Origin of the sequence: Nitrosovibrio sp. Nv17, from assembly GCF_900119085.1 — a bacterium.
Taxonomy (GTDB): domain Bacteria; phylum Pseudomonadota; class Gammaproteobacteria; order Burkholderiales; family Nitrosomonadaceae; genus Nitrosospira.
On the sequence record NZ_FPIQ01000006.1, the window covers coordinates 49,408 to 65,318 of the forward strand.

General features: G+C 65.6%; 14 protein-coding genes. 7 read left to right on the top strand and 7 right to left on the bottom strand.

Annotated features, from left to right (window positions below):
* The first annotated feature begins 218 nt into the window (after positions 1-218).
* The gene (locus tag BT108_RS14125) at positions 219-338 is read left to right on the top strand and encodes a VPLPA-CTERM sorting domain-containing protein (RefSeq protein ID WP_255369626.1); all 120 of its coding nucleotides are present in this window, start codon (positions 219-221) and stop codon (positions 336-338) included.
* Positions 339-372: 34 nt separating this feature from the next.
* On the opposite strand, the gene BT108_RS05160 is transcribed toward BT108_RS14125, so the two are convergent.
* Both BT108_RS05160 and BT108_RS05165 read right to left on the bottom strand, forming a co-directional pair.
* Entirely contained in the window at positions 373-723 is a 351-nt protein-coding gene (locus tag BT108_RS05160) for a hypothetical protein (RefSeq protein ID WP_072293475.1), read from the bottom strand.
* Positions 724-874: 151 nt separating this feature from the next.
* A complete protein-coding gene (locus BT108_RS05165; protein WP_072293476.1) occupies positions 875-1,720 on the bottom strand; it encodes a carbonic anhydrase family protein in 846 nt (281 codons plus the stop codon).
* 446 nt (positions 1,721-2,166) lie between these two features.
* On the opposite strand from BT108_RS05165, the gene BT108_RS05170 reads away from it, so the two are divergent.
* Positions 2,167-3,234: an NADH:flavin oxidoreductase/NADH oxidase gene (locus tag BT108_RS05170; protein WP_083566242.1), complete on the top strand. Its 1,068-nt coding sequence runs from the start codon at positions 2,167-2,169 to the stop codon at positions 3,232-3,234.
* Between the two features lie 78 nt (positions 3,235-3,312).
* Here the strand turns inward: BT108_RS05170 and BT108_RS05175 are convergent, their stop codons facing one another.
* A complete protein-coding gene (locus tag BT108_RS05175; protein ID WP_072293556.1) occupies positions 3,313-4,380 on the bottom strand; it encodes a linear amide C-N hydrolase in 1,068 nt (355 codons plus the stop codon).
* Between the two features lie 828 nt (positions 4,381-5,208).
* On the opposite strand from BT108_RS05175, the gene BT108_RS05180 reads away from it, so the two are divergent.
* On the top strand, positions 5,209-5,493 hold the full coding sequence (locus BT108_RS05180; protein WP_072293477.1) for a KGG domain-containing protein: 285 nt from the start codon (positions 5,209-5,211) through the stop codon (positions 5,491-5,493).
* A gap of 109 nt (positions 5,494-5,602) precedes the next feature.
* A complete protein-coding gene (locus BT108_RS05185) occupies positions 5,603-5,953 on the top strand; it encodes a hypothetical protein (protein WP_072293478.1) in 351 nt (116 codons plus the stop codon).
* A gap of 169 nt (positions 5,954-6,122) precedes the next feature.
* Here the strand turns inward: BT108_RS05185 and BT108_RS13505 are convergent, their stop codons facing one another.
* Positions 6,123-6,545, bottom strand: coding sequence for a hypothetical protein (locus BT108_RS13505; protein ID WP_143142404.1), 423 nt, complete (start codon positions 6,543-6,545; stop codon positions 6,123-6,125).
* Between the two features lie 464 nt (positions 6,546-7,009).
* Here BT108_RS13505 and BT108_RS05190 point away from each other — a divergent pair, with 464 nt between their 5' ends.
* On the top strand, positions 7,010-7,558 hold the full coding sequence (locus BT108_RS05190) for a recombinase family protein (protein ID WP_072293479.1): 549 nt from the start codon (positions 7,010-7,012) through the stop codon (positions 7,556-7,558).
* A 282-nt stretch (positions 7,559-7,840) separates the two neighbouring features.
* A complete protein-coding gene (locus tag BT108_RS05195; protein ID WP_072293557.1) occupies positions 7,841-9,328 on the top strand; it encodes a peroxidase family protein in 1,488 nt (495 codons plus the stop codon).
* A gap of 87 nt (positions 9,329-9,415) precedes the next feature.
* Here the strand turns inward: BT108_RS05195 and BT108_RS05200 are convergent, their stop codons facing one another.
* Entirely contained in the window at positions 9,416-9,817 is a 402-nt protein-coding gene (locus BT108_RS05200; protein ID WP_083566228.1) for a chaperone modulator CbpM, read from the bottom strand.
* On the bottom strand, positions 9,814-10,767 hold the full coding sequence (locus BT108_RS05205) for a DnaJ C-terminal domain-containing protein (protein WP_072293480.1): 954 nt from the start codon (positions 10,765-10,767) through the stop codon (positions 9,814-9,816). Before BT108_RS05205 ends, BT108_RS05200 begins: the two co-directional genes overlap by 4 nt.
* A gap of 152 nt (positions 10,768-10,919) precedes the next feature.
* Between BT108_RS05205 and BT108_RS05210 the strand changes: the two genes are divergently transcribed.
* On the top strand, positions 10,920-12,596 hold the full coding sequence (locus BT108_RS05210; RefSeq protein ID WP_083566229.1) for a protein adenylyltransferase SelO: 1,677 nt from the start codon (positions 10,920-10,922) through the stop codon (positions 12,594-12,596).
* An 84-nt stretch (positions 12,597-12,680) separates the two neighbouring features.
* Here BT108_RS05210 and BT108_RS05215 read toward each other — a convergent pair whose 3' ends face one another.
* The gene (locus BT108_RS05215; RefSeq protein ID WP_072293481.1) at positions 12,681-15,890 is read right to left on the bottom strand and encodes a type I restriction endonuclease subunit R; all 3,210 of its coding nucleotides are present in this window, start codon (positions 15,888-15,890) and stop codon (positions 12,681-12,683) included.
* Positions 15,891-15,911 lie beyond the last annotated feature (21 nt).

The following is a 15,911-nucleotide window of genomic DNA, read 5'->3' on the forward strand; positions in this document are numbered from 1 at the left end:
CTGCGAAAGCGCAGGTCGGTGGCCGGGTACGCCCGGACAGCAACCGCGTTGCTCCTACGTGGTTCCTGGCTTACAGGAGCCGGACTGGCCCAGAAGCTGGCGCAAACGTCCAGGCCCTCGTCACTCATGGATTTGTCAGCTACGATATCAATTCGCTTTCCTGGGACACGTCCGGCAACGGCGCCGACCCGGTAGAGCTCCCCGTGGAAGGGGTCCCCGTGCCGCTCCCCGCGACCAGCTGGCTGCTGCTCGCCGGCTTCGTCGGGCTCGTCGCGAACCGCCGCAAGCTCGGTGACCCGGTCGCGGCACTTCCGACCGTGGTCGATCTGCACGCGTGAATGTTGCGCCCATTTTGCAGGAGAGCATCGACTGCTACTGTGTCGCCGTCAACTGGCGAAGGGATCTCGCCATGTTCCTGTTCAGATCCGCAGCCAGCCTGTAGGCGTCGATCAAGGCGCTGCAGTTCATCCGGAGGGAGGATGCCTGGTGGCCGTAGCGGTGGGCGTACGCGTCGTATTGCTGCAGCAGCGCCTCGTGTTCCTCCACCCTGGCGTCCATTTCCGCCGCTGCATCTTCGTAATACCTTGCAAGCGCATCGTAGTCCGCTGCGCTCCTGGCGTCCCGGATGGCCCGGTTCATGTCCATGGCATGCAAGTCGCCGCGGCTGCCGACGGCGATCAAGGCGAGGGTGGCGCAAATCAGGAAGAATCTCTTCCCCTTCATCGTTCCGTCCCTCCTGCCCGCATGAGCAGCCGACACGGGTCCGCCATGCCGGTCGCGGCGGTTTTCAAAAGGGTACCTCCCTGCTGCAGCATGCGAGGCACCCGCGGTCTTCATGACGCTCGACAGGAGGGTTCCGGCAGTTCCGCCGGCATCAGGCGGGATTGCCGGACGACGCGCGCCGCCTCGCCATGAATCCCAGCAGCATCAGGCCGCCCAGCAGCATCGCATAGGTTTCCGGCTCGGGGACGGGCTGGGCGAATCCCGGAACGTCGGTCAGGATGATGCGGCCATTGAGCGGCTGGATCGGCCGCGCATCCCCGTCGGGGAAAAGGTTCTGGAATTCCTGGATCTGGCCCGGCGACATGTACAGCGGATCGGCCAGATTGATCCAGGCCACGCCTTCGGAGAACGGGGGAGTGGTCAGCGAACCGGTGTAGCGGAAGGATTGCAGGTTGTCTGCCGGGAGCAGGGTATTGAGGTCGAAGGCATTCACCGCGAGGTGGTCATCGATGGTCTGGGGCAACTGGGAGAAAATGGGATCGAGCGAGACGTTGGTTGCCCCGTAGTTGATCCAGCGTCCCACGACCAGGAGATGATCCGCGGCGTCGCTGAATACCAGGTGCATTTCCAGGGGGGTGGCCTGGCTGTTCTCCAGGTGCTCCGACGGGGTATGGAAGTGAAACTGGACGAGGTTCCAGGTCTCTCCCGAGGTGGTCAGGGTGCCGGCCCCGGGGAGCACGTTGGCCCTCACGGTCGATTCCGCGCCCGGCGAACCGTTGTTGATGACGTCCAGAGCAGTGCTGGAACTGAAATTGAATGTCAGCGCGGGAAGCGTCGGGGCGTAGGTGGTATTGTCCGAGCGGATGTCGATGGGACTCTGCTGCTCCATCAATTCGAGCTTGTCGTCCAGGATGTCGGCCTGTGCAGCGAAGCTCATGAAAAGAAAGGGATAAGCAAGAAGAGCGCGCGGCAGGCGCCATGCGGATGGCTTGGGCATGAAATACCTCCTCAGAAATAACCATTGGAAAAACTGGAAGATCGAACGATGAAGGTATCATTCCAGATGTGAGAAAAATATTCAGTTAATGTCAAAAAATCATTGGTTTCGTGCAGGATGGCGAATATCGTTCGATAATGCCCGGAAATAGGAGCGCGATCTGGAGGGCGGCGTCCCGTTCCCGGGATCGGCGCGCCCGATCGTCGATTGTCCGCCCCGGTGTGTCAGGCAGACCATGAGGTCGCCTGCAACTTTCAGTGAGGAAGAAACCCATGTCCCATCATGACGAGAACCCGCGCGGCGCGGCTGCAGCTTCCGATCCCCCGGGCAAGGCGGGCTCCGCTGCCGCCCCCGCCGCTTCGAACGGCGATCGCCGGCCGGCAGGTGCCGCCATCCGGACGCAATGCCAGAGCGAGCACGACCGGGAAGTTCCGGAAGTGGACCTGATGTCCCCGCTTGCCCTGCGCGGCGTGACGCTGCGCAACCGGATCGCGATGTCGCCCATGTGCATGTATTCGGCCCACGACGGCTTCGCCGACGACTTCCACCTCGTGCATCTGGGCAGCCGGGCTGTCGGCGGCGCGGGGCTCGTGGTCGTGGAGGCGACGGCCATCACTGCCGAGGGCCGCATCTCGCCGGGAGACACGGGCATCTGGAAGGACGAGCATATCGAGCCGCTGGCCCGCATTGCGCGGTTCGTGGAGAGGCAGGGCGCGGTGCCGGGGATTCAGCTCGCGCATGCCGGGCGCAAGGCCAGCTGCGATGCTCCGTGGAAGGGCGGCGGCAGCCTGAAGACCGCGGCGGCAGGAGGCTGGCCGGTGGTCGGCCCGAGCCCCCTGCCGTTCTACGCCGGTGATCCGGTTCCCGTGCCCCTGTCGGAAACGGACATCGAGGCATACGTCGAGGCATGGGGAGCAGCCGCCCGCCGGGCGCTGGCCGCGGGCTTCAAGGTGATCGAACTGCACGCGGCGCACGGCTACCTGATGCACGAGTTCCTGTCGCCCTTGAGCAACCATCGCACGGACGGCTACGGCGGCAGCCTGGAAAACCGCATGCGGTTTCCGCTGGAAGTGGCCCGGCGCCTGCGCGAAGCCATCCCGCCGGAACTGCCCCTGTTCGTGCGGATCTCCGCAACCGACTGGGCCGATGGCGGCTGGGACGTGGAGCAATCGATCATTCTTTGCCGGGAACTGAAGTCGCTCGGGGTGGATCTGGTCGACGTGTCATCCGGCGGCACCGCCCCGGATGCCAGGATTCCCGTGGCCAGGGGTTACCAGGTTCCGTTTGCCCGGCGGATCCGGGAGGAAGCCCACATCCGAACGGGCGGGGTGGGGCTGATCACCGACCCGCAATACGCGGATGAGATCATCACCAGCGGCCAGGCGGATCTCGTCTTCATCGGCCGCGAACTGCTGCGGGAACCCTACTGGGCTCTCAAGGCGCAGCAGGCGCTGGGAATGGAGCCTGAGTGGCCCATCCAGTATGGCTACGCCGTCAAGCGGCGGGCAAGGTAGGCGCCATGCATGCGGCGCAGGGCCGCTGGGGAGGTTGACGCGGTCGATGTGCGGATGGCCGCGCCGGGATCGAATCCCCTACCGTCCAAGGAACCTGAAGGGCACGGCTTCCCTGAACTCGGCGTTGGCCATGCCGGAGTGGATGCGGGCCTGGTTGGGCCCCAGGTCGAGCTTCAGCACCTTCCCCGTCCGCTCGGAGAAATCCATCTTTGCGAGATCGACCCAGAAGATATTCGGAGTAAGGGCGGATTCGAAGAAATAGAGCTTGCGCTTGTGATCGGCGACGGTGCGCCAGCGGGTGGAGGAGATGTTGGGCTGGTCCGGGGTGGCGATGCCATAGGGAACGGAGACGTTGCGGATCACGCTGAAGACGCTGGCAATGGTCTCGACCGGATTTTCGCCTGCGGGAATCGCTTCCACGTAGAAGGCTGCCCGCGCGAAGCGGTCCGATGCGCGGTTCGTGCCGGGCAGCATGACGGTGCCGCCGATCTGCCGCCAGTATTCCTCCATGGCGAGCTGCTTCTCGAAGATCGGGGAGTTGGTCATCACCTGGTAGGTGCGGCTGTGGTGGATGACCTGCCTGCCGTCGATATATTCGACGATGGCGCTGTCGCCGCCGGCATCCGAGAGCGAGAGATGCAGGGTGGCCAGCCGCTCCTCCCCCGGCACGTCGTCGGTGACGATGGCGAAGGGCTCCCGTGCCAGCGCCTCGACCGCTTCCCGCACGGTGGCGTAGTTGTCGAGGACGTACTGCGCCCAGGCCGCAATCGTCAGGCCGGGCTTGCTGCCGTCGTGTTTCGGGTAGGAGGACTCGACCAGCCACAGCACGTTGGCGACGAGGCCGGCCTCGTTCATGCCGTCGGTGGTGGAGACGTCGTAGCCCGAGGCGATCACGCTGCCGTACTTCGAGATCCACCGGATCGAATCCGGGCCGGCCTCGCCCGAACGCTTCATGCCGCGGGGAAACGCCCACAGATTGGTGCCGACGTCGGTTTTCCAGTCCATGGAACGCGCGGTGATCACCTGGTCATGGGCGCCGAGGTAGACGAGGCGCGTACAGGCGTCGGCCGCCGGGGCGGCAAGCATGCCCATCGACACGAGCATGGCGGCGCCGAGCGCGGGCAGGGGGCGGTTTCTGAAACTCATGGCCCGGCTCCGGTGCCCGATCTTCGAGAATGCCGGATGGAACATGGTACGCCTGGGTTTTCCAGGTGGCTGGAATGACGAATTGAAAGGAAGGATCGCATGCCGGAAATCGGTTTCGGAGAGATCGGCGGCGGGCCGGCCATGACGGCCGCAGGCGTTTCCCGGCGCCTGTTGACAGCCCCTAGAATAACACTTCTGCATGCCGGCGCAAGTGGCGCAGCGGCTTCGACGTCGGGGAGCATGCCTGTGGAGCGGTTGCGCCTGTAAGAATCGGCGGGAGCGAACCGCAACGATACGATCGATGTCCGTGGGCTTGCCGAGGCGGGGTTGGCCGTCATGTTCGGGCGCCTGGCGAACCATCCGCTCGGGATGGCAGGCCGGCCCGGCGCGGGGAGCGGCCGTGTCGCGGGGCGGGATGTGTCATGCAACGGCGAGGCGTCTGGGCCGGGCGATATGCCGGTGCGCCTGACCCTGCCGGTGCCGGTTCCGTTCCATGGGCCGATTGCCGCCCCGGCCATCCTGCACGGCGCCTCAGGAACGCACCTTTTCCCTCCTGTCTTTTTCCTTCACTTGGGGTTTCGTCGAAGGTAACCGATAAACATCTGTCGATCGGTACGGTAGTCAACGCAGGCGGATGCGGGACGATAGTCCCGGCGCGACGCCGTGAAGGCGCGGATTCCGCCGGCAGGGCAAGGTATGTAACCGACCGAACGGAGAATCCTGCGTCCGGGAGTATGCTGGAACCATCCTTCCGGGAAAGCGGAAGGGGTGGGGAACAACGAATGTGTTGAGGAAGAGGGGCCTTTATATTCTCATCTGGAGGAAAAAATGGCTTCAAATCGAGACGACGATCGCAAGCAGGGCGGTACCGGCAACCGTGGGTTTGCTTCCATGGATGAAGGCAGGCAGCGCGAGATCGCCAGCAAGGGCGGCAAGGCCGCCCACGCGAAGGGCACCGCGCACGAGTTCGACTCCGAGGAGGCGCGCGCGGCGGGCCGGAAAGGAGGCCAGAGCAGCCACGGCGGCGGAAGCCGCGACAACCTCGGCGCTTCCCGGGGAGGCTCCTCCGCCCAGCATGCGGAAGCGGGTCGGCAGAGTCACAAGAACCGGTAGTTTCATGCCGTGATCCGGCAGCGGGGACGCCCATGGCACCCCCGCCGCGTTCAAGACCGGCCGCAAGCCCGGGCCGGTTTTCTCACACATCGAATAAAGGAGTTCCATCATGACAGGCATGGCTGCATTGAAGAACCGCTTCATCCGATTCCTGGCGCATGCGGCCCTGGCAGCCGGCTTCGCCGCTTTCGCGCACGCGGAGGGAACGGGCCACGGCCGGGATGCGGCGGAGACGGAACGGAACGGATCGCCCGGCAAGGCGGCGATCGAGGAAAAGGAGGGCCGGGGCGCCAAGGACAATCTCGAGAGGAACAATACCTGGGAAAAGGAACGCCCGGCCGGGCAAGGCGCCGCCTCCGGGCAGGGCGGGTCGGCAGAGGGTAACAGGAGTTCGGCCACGGGAGGCTCGGGAGCCTCGGGCTCGGGAGGATCGCGGACTTCCCGTTCCGGTGGACAGTGATGGCCTGCCGCCCGCGTTGACTGGAAAGGGATTGCAGGCGGGCGGCATCCGGCTCATCGGGCGCAACGGGAATCGGCGCGATAGCCGTGCTGCCCGTTCTCGCGCACGCACTGAAAGTACCGGTGGACCATCTGGTCGACGGGTGGGTGTTCCCGGCGGGAAGCGTCTTTTACTGATACTTTGTAATGAATCCAACGAAACTGCATCTTGCCCAGCCCCTCTTCCCTGCCGATGACATCCCTCCAGGACTTTGGGCTTCTGCATACATAATCATGGTTCGGGGTTGATAAATCCCCACACCTTTAATGATCTCCACATCATCGCGAAATTCCACAGGACAATTGTGCCTCCTTCCTGCGCCTGAATTTTCGAGAGCCTGCACGCTATCCTTCACGATCACGTAACCGGAAGGCGCTGTGTACGTTTGAGGATCAGATGTACAACCATGTCCAGTACCATCCCAATCTGTTCCCCGGGTAGTGCATTCTGCTTTCAGATCGAAACCAACCTGATCGACATTAGTCTGAGCAGTTGCCACCGCGGAAAAGGATACGGAAATCAGACAAAGGAAAAGGGCCTTCTTGTATAGCATTGCATCCTCCATTTAGGGTTTTAAGCATGAATACCGCAAAGAGTTCGTTTCCCGTTCACAACTGCTGCGCTGCAGATGACATCACGATATCGTTCCGTATCTGTCGCCATATTCCTGTTGCATTCCCTGCGGGATCCAGAATGGAATTCGCTATCGGTGGTTCTTCTTCATTCTTCGCGTGAAGGAACCGGGGAGTCGCCTGCCGGTCGATTCCTTGTAGGGAGCTTTCACGCCAGCGGATCTCGAACGGCTGTGGTCAGGCGTGCGCATCGTCCAACAAAGGAACGTCTTCGGGACGGTGAAAAAAAGAAGAGCTCGGTAAGGAACGGGCTCGGATTTTCTTGATCTTTTTAAACACTTCAGTATAATTCCCAAAAGGTTCATTTCTGGAACGTACGGCGGGCGCCAGTCCCGTGCCATGTCCATGTGAACGGAGTACGGCATGAGAGGGGATGCGGCGTAGGATGAAGATCGGGTATGCGCGCGTCTCCACCGAGGATCAGAATCTCGACGCCCAGCGCAATCAGCTGCTCGCGGATGGCTGCGGCCGGATCTTCGAAGAGAAAACGCCTGGGACACGGGGGCGCAGGCCCGCGCTGGACAAGGCCCTGGCCGCCCTGCGATCCGGCGACACGCTGGTGGTATGGAAGCTGGATCGGCTGGGCCGGTCGCTGAAGAACCTCATCACCATTCTGCAGGATCTGGAGAGCCGGGACGTGCGCTTCCGCTCGATCTCGGACAGCATCGACACCGGCACGTCGACGGGCAAGCTGCTATTTCACATGCTCGGCGCAATTGCCGAGTTCGAGGCTGCGCTGGTGTCCGAGCGGACCAAGATCGGCCTGCAGGCGGCCCGCAAGCGGGGGAAGAAACTGGGCCGCCCGCGCTGCCTGACAGCCCGTCAGGTGCGTCAGGCGGAACTGATGCGCACCCGTGAAAACCTGTCCTTTGCGGATATTGCCTTGCGTCTGAACGTGGGGCGCACCACCTTGTGGCGGGCGGGAATCAGGTAGATTGTCCACATGGCTTGTCGCTGATCGAACCTTGCCTGTATCAGGGAGACGATGGGTTGCGCTGCGCTCCACCCATCCTACCGCTCCTGCCCGCCCCTTCCATATCTTCCATGATGTTGTGATTTTTGCCACAGCGGCAGGGGGGAATTGCGGCTATGCTGATAATCGTTCCGGGTATCCATCCGGAATGACCGAGAGGGATGCCGCGCCCCCTTCCCGCCCCGGCGGGGCTTGCGGGATGCGGCTGCCGCACACAAACATAAATACGGAAAGGAGATGAAGATGGGCCACGGTTCAGCACAGAGGGGGGAGAATCCCCCGAAATCCGGTTTCTATGAACACGGGCGCTACGGGCGCATGTTCCCGGCGCTTCCGCCGTTCGCCGCCGATACGCCTACGCTGCGCGCGGCGCTCATGAAGATCGGTGAGAAGGACGGCATCATGGATGCCCAGGACGACCCCGCCGTCCCGGCGGCGGACCTGATCACCAATCCGGCACTGAGCCTGAACAACCCGGACAACCCGGCCATGACGGCGGGTATGACGTTCCTGGGGCAGTTCATCGATCACGACATCACGCTCGACACGACGTCGAGCCTGGAGCAGCAGGTGGATCCGGAGGCCATCGAGAACTTCCGCATTCCCACCCTGGCGCTCGACAACGTCTACGGCCAGGGGCCTTCGAACAGCGCGCATCTCTACGATGCGACGGATCCGGTCAAGCTCCTGGTGGAGGAGAATCCGGGATCGCCCGCGCAGTCGCGCAACAATGCGCAGCGCTTCGATCTGCCCCGCAACAGCCAGGGCACGGCCCTGATCGGGGACGTGCGCAGCGACGAGAACCTCGTGCTCTCGCAGCTGCACCTTGCCTTCCTGCGCTTCCACAACGCCTGCGTGGACCACGTGCGGGCCAACACGGCGCTGACCTCGCCCGGCGAGGTGTTCAACGAGGCGCAGCGCCTGGTGCGCTGGCACTACCAGTGGATCGTGATCCACGAGTTCCTGGCCAAGACCTGCAAGCAGGGGACGGTGGAGGACGTGCTGGCGAAGGGCCGCAAGTTCTACAAGTGGCGCAACGCGCCGTTCATCCCGGTCGAGTTCGCGGTCGCGGCCTATCGCTTCGGCCACTCGCAGGTGCGTCCCTCCTACCGCATCAACTTCGGCCCGGCGGCCGGGGGGGACGTGTTCCTGCGCCTGTTCGACGACACGCCCGTGAACGCCGCGCACCCCGATCCGGACGACATGCGCGGCGGCCTGCGCCAGCCGCGGCGGTTCATCGACTGGCAGACCTTCTTCGATTTCGGCGACGGCAACATGCGCCACAGCAAGCGCATCGACACCAGGCTCTCCTCGCCGCTGATGGACCTGCTCGGCTTTCCGGCGAGCGAGCCGCAGTCGCTGGCGCAGCGCAACCTGCTGCGGCATCTCACCTTCAAGCTGCCGTCCGGCCAGGCGGTTGCCAAGGCGATGAAGCTGCCGGTGCTGCCTGCGTCCGATTTCGCCGATCTTGCGCAGTACGGGCTCGATACGCGCACGCCCCTGTGGTTCTACATCCTGCGCGAGGCCGGGACGACCCAGAACGGCACCTGTCTGGGTGAGGTGGGCGCGCGCATCGTCGCCGAGGTCTTCATCGGCCTGCTGGAAGGCGACGCCACCAGCTATCTGCGGCAGGACAGCACCTGGACGCCGTCGCTGCCCTCGGCGTCGGGGCCGGGCAAGTTCTTCATGACGGATCTGCTGAGATTCGCCGACGTGGTTCCTCCTCTGTAGTCCGCTTGTGGTCCACTTCGGGCCGGCTTCGGCCGGCCCGCCTTTTTGCGACGGCCGCGAATGCCCGGCATGGATGGAGGATGCGCGTCAGCCGTCGTCCAGCGTCCCGCGGGCGTGCAGCCGCGCGCGCAGCGCCTCCACCTCTTCCAGCAGTTGCAGGGCCAGCGCCACGCCGGGGGTGTTGATGCCGAGGTCGGCGTGCAGGCGCGCGGCGATCCGCGCCTGGCGCATCTGGGTGCCGGTGAAGCGCCAGGCCTGGCGTGTGTCGCCATCCGGCCGGGACGGGGCGGCAGGAACGATCAGGCCCTCGTCCACCAGTTCGACGATGTACTCGGTGCGTACCGCGCAGATGCGGCTGATCTCGGTGATGGTCAGGGCGGCCTGCTCGTCCAGCAGCGTTCCGCTCAGCTCGCCCGGCGCCTCGCCGCCAGCATCGGCGCGGCCGCCCTGCGGCCGGCCGGGGGAGGAAGGGGGATGCTTGCTCGTCATGACGTCACTCCCAGTCTGGCGCGGGGATTGAAGGACTTGAACCGCTCGGCCATGTCGCGGTAGAAATCCCGGTCGCGGTCGTCCGCGGCAGGAGGCGGCACTATCTGGAGGGTGACGTAGAGGTCGCCCGGCGTCTTGCCGGGGATCCCGCGTCCCTTGAGCCGCAGCTTGCGCCCCGGCAGGGAGCCGGGGGGTATCTTGAGGTCCACCTTTCCATCCGGCGTGGGCGCCTGCACGGTCGCCCCCAGCGCGGCCTCCCACGGGGCGATGGGCAGGTCCAGGTGGACGTCGGCGCCGTCCACGCGGTAGTGGGGATGGGGACGAAACTCGATCTCCAGGTAGAGGTCGCCGTGCCCGCCGTGTCCCTGTCCGCCCTGCCCGGCGAGGCGGATGTGCTGGCGGGGCCTGACCCCCTTGGGGATGCGGACGTTGAGGGTGCGCTCGCGCGCCGCCGGCCGCCCTTGCGCGTCGACGCCCGGCGCCTGCAGCGTCAGCGTGCGCACCGCGCCGGTATAGGCGTCCTCCAGGTCGATCAGCACCTTGGCATGGTGGTCCTCTCCCGGCGGATGGCGGAAGGCGCCGCCGCCCGCGCTGTGGCCACCATTGAATCCTTTTCCGAACAGGGATTCGAAGAAGTCACTGTAGCGCGCCGCGTCCTCGGCGGAAAAATCCCGTCCGGAGAATTCGAAGCCCGCATTCCAGCCCGGCGGCGGGCGGAACTCCTGGTTGGCCTTCCAGTCGCTGCCGAGACGGTCGTAGGCGGCCCGCTTCTCCGGATCCTTCAGCACCTCGTAGGCTTCGCCGAGATCCTTGAAGCGGGTCTCCGCGTCCTTCTCCTTGCTGACGTCCGGGTGGTACTTGCGCGCGAGCTTGCGGTAGGCGCGCTTGATCTCGTCCTGGGAGGCGTCGCGTGCGACGCCCATGATGGCGTAGTAGTCCTTGAATTCCATGCGTCCGGGCTCGATGGCGGGTGACGGGTGCCGAAGCGGCAAGCATACCCGCTAATCCCCGCCGCTGACAATGCGTCTGCCCGACGTCTGCGCGCATGCGGAGCCGCAGGCAGGAAGTGAAAAACGGCGGGGGATAGGGTACGCTATGGACGATGGACATCCTGGATTCCACTTCCACCATCCGGAACCGTGCCGATCGTGCGGATGGAGGATACGCCGGCCTGGACGGTGCGCGCTTCGACGACAGCTTCGTGCGCGAGCTGCCGGGCGACCCGCAGACCCGCAACGTGCCCCGGCCGGTGCACGGCGCCTGCTACACCCGCGTCGATCCCACGCCGGTGCGCGCGCCGCGCCTGCTGGCCTGGGCGCGGGAGACCGGAGACCTGCTGGGGATCGCGCCGCCACCGGTGCCGGACGGCGAGGCGGCGCAGGTGCTCGGCGGCAACCGCCTCCTGCCCGGCATGCGGCCCTACGCGGCGCGCTACGGCGGGCACCAGTTCGGCCACTGGGCCGGGCAGCTGGGGGACGGGCGCGCCATCACGCTGGGCGAGATCGCCTGCCCCGACGGTCTGCGGCGCGAGGTGCAACTCAAGGGGGCAGGCAGGACGCCCTATTCGCGCACCGCCGACGGGCGCGCGGTGCTGCGCTCCTCGGTGCGCGAGTTCCTCTGCAGCGAGGCCATGCACGCGCTGGGGGTGCCGACCACGCGGGCGCTGAGCCTGGTGGCGACCGGGGAGGCGGTGGTGCGCGACATGTTCTACGACGGCAACCCGCGGCCCGAGCCGGGCGCCGTCGTCTGCCGCGTGGCACCCTCGTTCGTGCGCTTCGGCAGCTTCGAGATCCTCGCCGCCGACGGCGAGACCGAGGTGCTCCGGCGGCTGGCGGACTACGTCGTCCGCACCCATTTTCCCGCCCTGGGCGCGCCGTCGGCGCCGGTGTACGCGCAGTGGTTCGAGGAAGTCTGCCGGCGCACGGGCGTGCTGATCGCACAGTGGATGCGGGTCGGCTTCGTCCACGGCGTGATGAACACCGACAACATGTCGATCCTGGGACTCACCATCGACTACGGCCCCTACGGCTGGCTGGAGGGCTTCGACCTCGGCTGGACGCCCAACACCACGGATGCGCAGGGGCGGCGCTACCGCTTCGGCAGCCAGCCGGAGATCGCGCGCTGGAACCTGGAGCGGCTGGCTCACGCGCTGGCGCCGCTGGTCGGGGATGCCGCCGCGCTGGCGCAGGGGCTGGCGGCCTTCGATGCGGCCTTCCACGCCGCCTGGCGCGAGGCGCTGGCGGACAAGCTCGGGCTGGCGGCGCTGGGGCAGGTGGGTGACGAGGCCCTGCTGGGGGACCTGTTCGAGCTGCTGCAGCGGGTGGAGACCGACATGACGCTGTTCTTCCGCGGGCTCATGCACGTGCCGCTGGAGGACGCGGCGGACGCGCTCGACGGTGCGGCACGGGTCGAGCCCCTGCGCCCCGCGTTCTACGACGGGGAGATACTGGCGTCCGGCCACCATGGCGTGTTGGCGGACTGGCTGCGCCGCTACGCGGCACGCGTGCGGGAAGACGCGGGCGCCCCGGACGGAACGGCCTTCATGGCGGCGCGGCACGCGCGCATGCAGCGCGCCAACCCGAAGTACGTGCTGCGCAACTACTTGGCGCAGGAGGCCATCGATGCGCTGGAGCAGGGTGACAGCTCGGTGCTGGAGCGGCTCATGGAGGTGCTGCGGCACCCCTGTGACGAACAGCCGGCGCACGAGGCGCTGGCCGGGCGGCGCCCCGAGTGGGCGCGCCACCGGCCGGGCTGCTCGGCGCTCTCGTGCAGCTCGTGAGAAGCGGGTGCGTCATATATTGCAAGGCGGGATGAGGTGGCCTGCATTCGTGCCACCTTGCGGGCAAGGACAGCGGAAGGGTGATCAGGCATCGGCGCCCGCCCGATCGAATTGCTCCGCACTCCATGCAGCCGACAACACCTCGGCCTGCTGCAACACCGTCTGCACCGCCGCGTCCTGCAAATCCGGCGGATAGCCGTACTTGCGCAGGATGCGCTTGACCAGCACGCGCATCCGGGCACGCGCCGAGTCGCGGTGCGCCCAGTCCACCGATACGCTGCCCTTCAGGCTCACCAGCAGTTCGTGCGCGATCACCTTGAGCCTGTCGTCGCCCATCGCCTGCACGGCCGACTCGTTCTCGGCGAGCGCGTCGTAGAAGGCGATTTCCTCGTCGCTGAGGCCGGATTCCTCGCCACGCTGCCGCGCGGCGCGGATGTCCTTCGCCAACAGGATGAGCTCCTGCAACACCTCGGCGGTGGTGATGGCGTTGGCGTGGTATCGCGCGACTGCCTGTTCCAGCCGTTCCGAAAAGGTCCGCGTCTCGACGATGTTGGCCTTGCTGCGCGAGCGGATGCCATCGTTGATGAGCTTGCGCAGGGCTTCCAGCGCAAGGTTCTTCTTCTGCATCTGCTGCACTTCGGCAAGGAATTCGTCGGACAGGATGGAGATGTCCGGCGACTGGATGCCCGCCGCCTTCAGGATGTCCACGATCTCGGTCGAAACCACCGCGCGGCTGACGATCTGCTGGATGGCGAAATCGCGCTCCTGCGAGGCGATGCCGGAACCGGTGGCCGACTTCACCAGCGCTGCGCGAATGGCCTGAAAGAAACCGACTTCCTCGCGGATATCGCGCGCCTCGTCGGAAGCGGAAGCCAGCGCATACGCCTTCGATAGGGCCAGCACCGCATCCTGGTAGCGCCGTTGGGCGTTTTTCTTGTTCTCGGCCGTGGTTTCCGCCGCTGCCCACTGCTGCTGCCTGTCCAGAATCCACTCGATGGCCCCGGCCATCATCGCCAGCCGCTGCGGCGGCGTGCCGTTCAACGCTGCAACATAGTCGAAGCCGTGGTACATGTGGCGTACCGCTTCATACTTTTCCAGCAGTACCGCCACGGCCCGTGCCTCGTCGATGCCCGTGGTTTCCTGGTCGCGCGCCGAATACCGCGCCAGCGCCGACTGCAGGTTCTGCGCGATGCCGATGTAGTCCACGATCAGGCCGGCAGGCTTGTCGCGGAACACGCGGTTCACGCGCGCGATGGCCTGCATCAGACCGTGGCCCTGCATCGGTTTGTCCACGTACATCGTGTGCATGCACGGGGCGTCGAAGCCGGTCAGCCACATGTCGCGCACGATCACGAGCCTGAGCGGGTCTTCCGCATCTCGGGCGCGCCTGGCGAGCAGGTCGCGTCGCGCCTTGTTGCCGATGTGCTGTTGCCATTCGGGTGGGTCGTTGGCTGCGCCCGTCATCACGATCTTGATGGCTCCCGCGTTGTCATCGGTGCTGTGCCAGTCCGGGCGCAGCCTGATGATTTCGCCGTAGAGCGCCACGCAGATGCGGCGGCTCATGCACACGATCATGCCTTTGCCGTCCAGCGCCGCAATGCGGTGCTCGAAGTGTTCGACCAGATCCCTGGCTACCAGCGCCAGCCGCTTCTCGCTGCCGACCAGCGCCTCGATGGTGGCCCATTTTCGCTTGAGCTTCTCCTGCTCGGCCTGCGCTTCGTCCTCAGTGAGCGCCTCCACTTCCGCGTCGAGCCTGGGCTTCTCGTCCTCGTCCAGTTCGATGCGCGCCAGCCGCGACTCGTAGTAGATCGGCACCGTCGCGCCGTCCTCCACCGCGCGGCTGATGTCATAGATGTCGATGTAATTGCCGAACACTGCTGGCGTGTTCACGTCCGTCGCCTCGATGGGCGTGCCGGTGAAGCCGATGAAGGAGGCATTGGGCAGCGCATCGCGCAAATATTTGGCGAATCCGTAGGAGATTTCGCCGCTCCTGGCGTCCACCCGGGCACGAAAGCCGTATTGCGAACGGTGCGCTTCGTCGGCGATGACCACCACGTTGCGGCGCGTGGTCAGCGGCGCGTTCACCTCCCCGAACTTCTGCAAGGTGGTGAAGATCACCCCGCCCGAAGCCCGCGCCAGCAGCCTTTGCAGATCCTCGCGGCTTTCGGCCTGCACCGGCGTCTGGCGGATCAGGTCGCGGCACATCGAGAAGGTGGCGAACAACTGGTCGTCCAGGTCGTTGCGGTCGGTCAGCACCACCAGTGTCGGGTTCTCCAGCGCCGGGTGCTTGACCAGCCGCCCGGCGTAGAAGGCCATCAGCAGGCTTTTGCCGGAACCCTGCGTGTGCCAGATCACGCCCGCGCGCCGATCACCCTTGTGCTGCGTCGCCACACTGGGCAAACCGTACTTGGCCGGTTCTTCACCGGCCGTGTGGTCGGCAGCGCGGATCGTCGATTCGATGGCGCGATTGACGGCGTGGTATTGATGGTAGCCTGCGACGATCTTGGTCAGCCCGTAGCCGGTTTCGCCGAACACGGTGAAATGACGCAGCAGGTCGAGGAAACGCCGTTGCTCGAACACACCCTCGATCAGTGTCGGCAGTTCCGGCAGGCCCTTTTCCAGGACCGCGTTGCCGTCGGTGGTGCGCCAGGGCATGAAGCGTTCCGGATCGGCGGACAGCGACCCCACGCGCGCCGCAATGCCGTCGGACGTGACCAGCAGCGCATTGGCATGGAACAGCGCCGCAATCTGCTGTTTGTAGGTCTGCAGCTGGTTGAAGGCGCCGGCCAGATGCGCGCCGGCGCTGCCCGGCGCCTTCAGTTCGATCACCGCCAGCGGCAGGCCGTTGACGAACAGCACCACGTCCGGCCTGCGCTTGATCTGGCCGCTGATGACCACGAACTGCGGCACCGCCAGCCAGTCGTTGCGTGCAGGCGCATCGAAGTCCAGCAGCGCCACCTTGCCCGCCGTCAGCACGCCGTCATTACCGTAGTATTCCACGTCCACGCCCTCGGTCAGCAGCGCGTGGATGCGGCGGTTTTCCTCCAGCAGGGCGGGGAAAACGGACTGCGTCAGCTTGCGGACGGCATCGGCCCGCGCTTCGGGTGGGAGCTGCGGATTGAGCCGCAGCACGGCATCCTTCAGCCGCTCGTGCAGGATGACGGCATCGTGGCTGTCACGCTCCGGCGCGTTGCCGTCCGGGCCGATGGCATCATCCGAGACAACGGCGTAGCCCAGCCCGCGCATCTGCTCCAGCAGGGCTCGTTCGACTTCGGCTTCGGACAGAAACGCCATTACCTCTCTCTACCCCTGTTG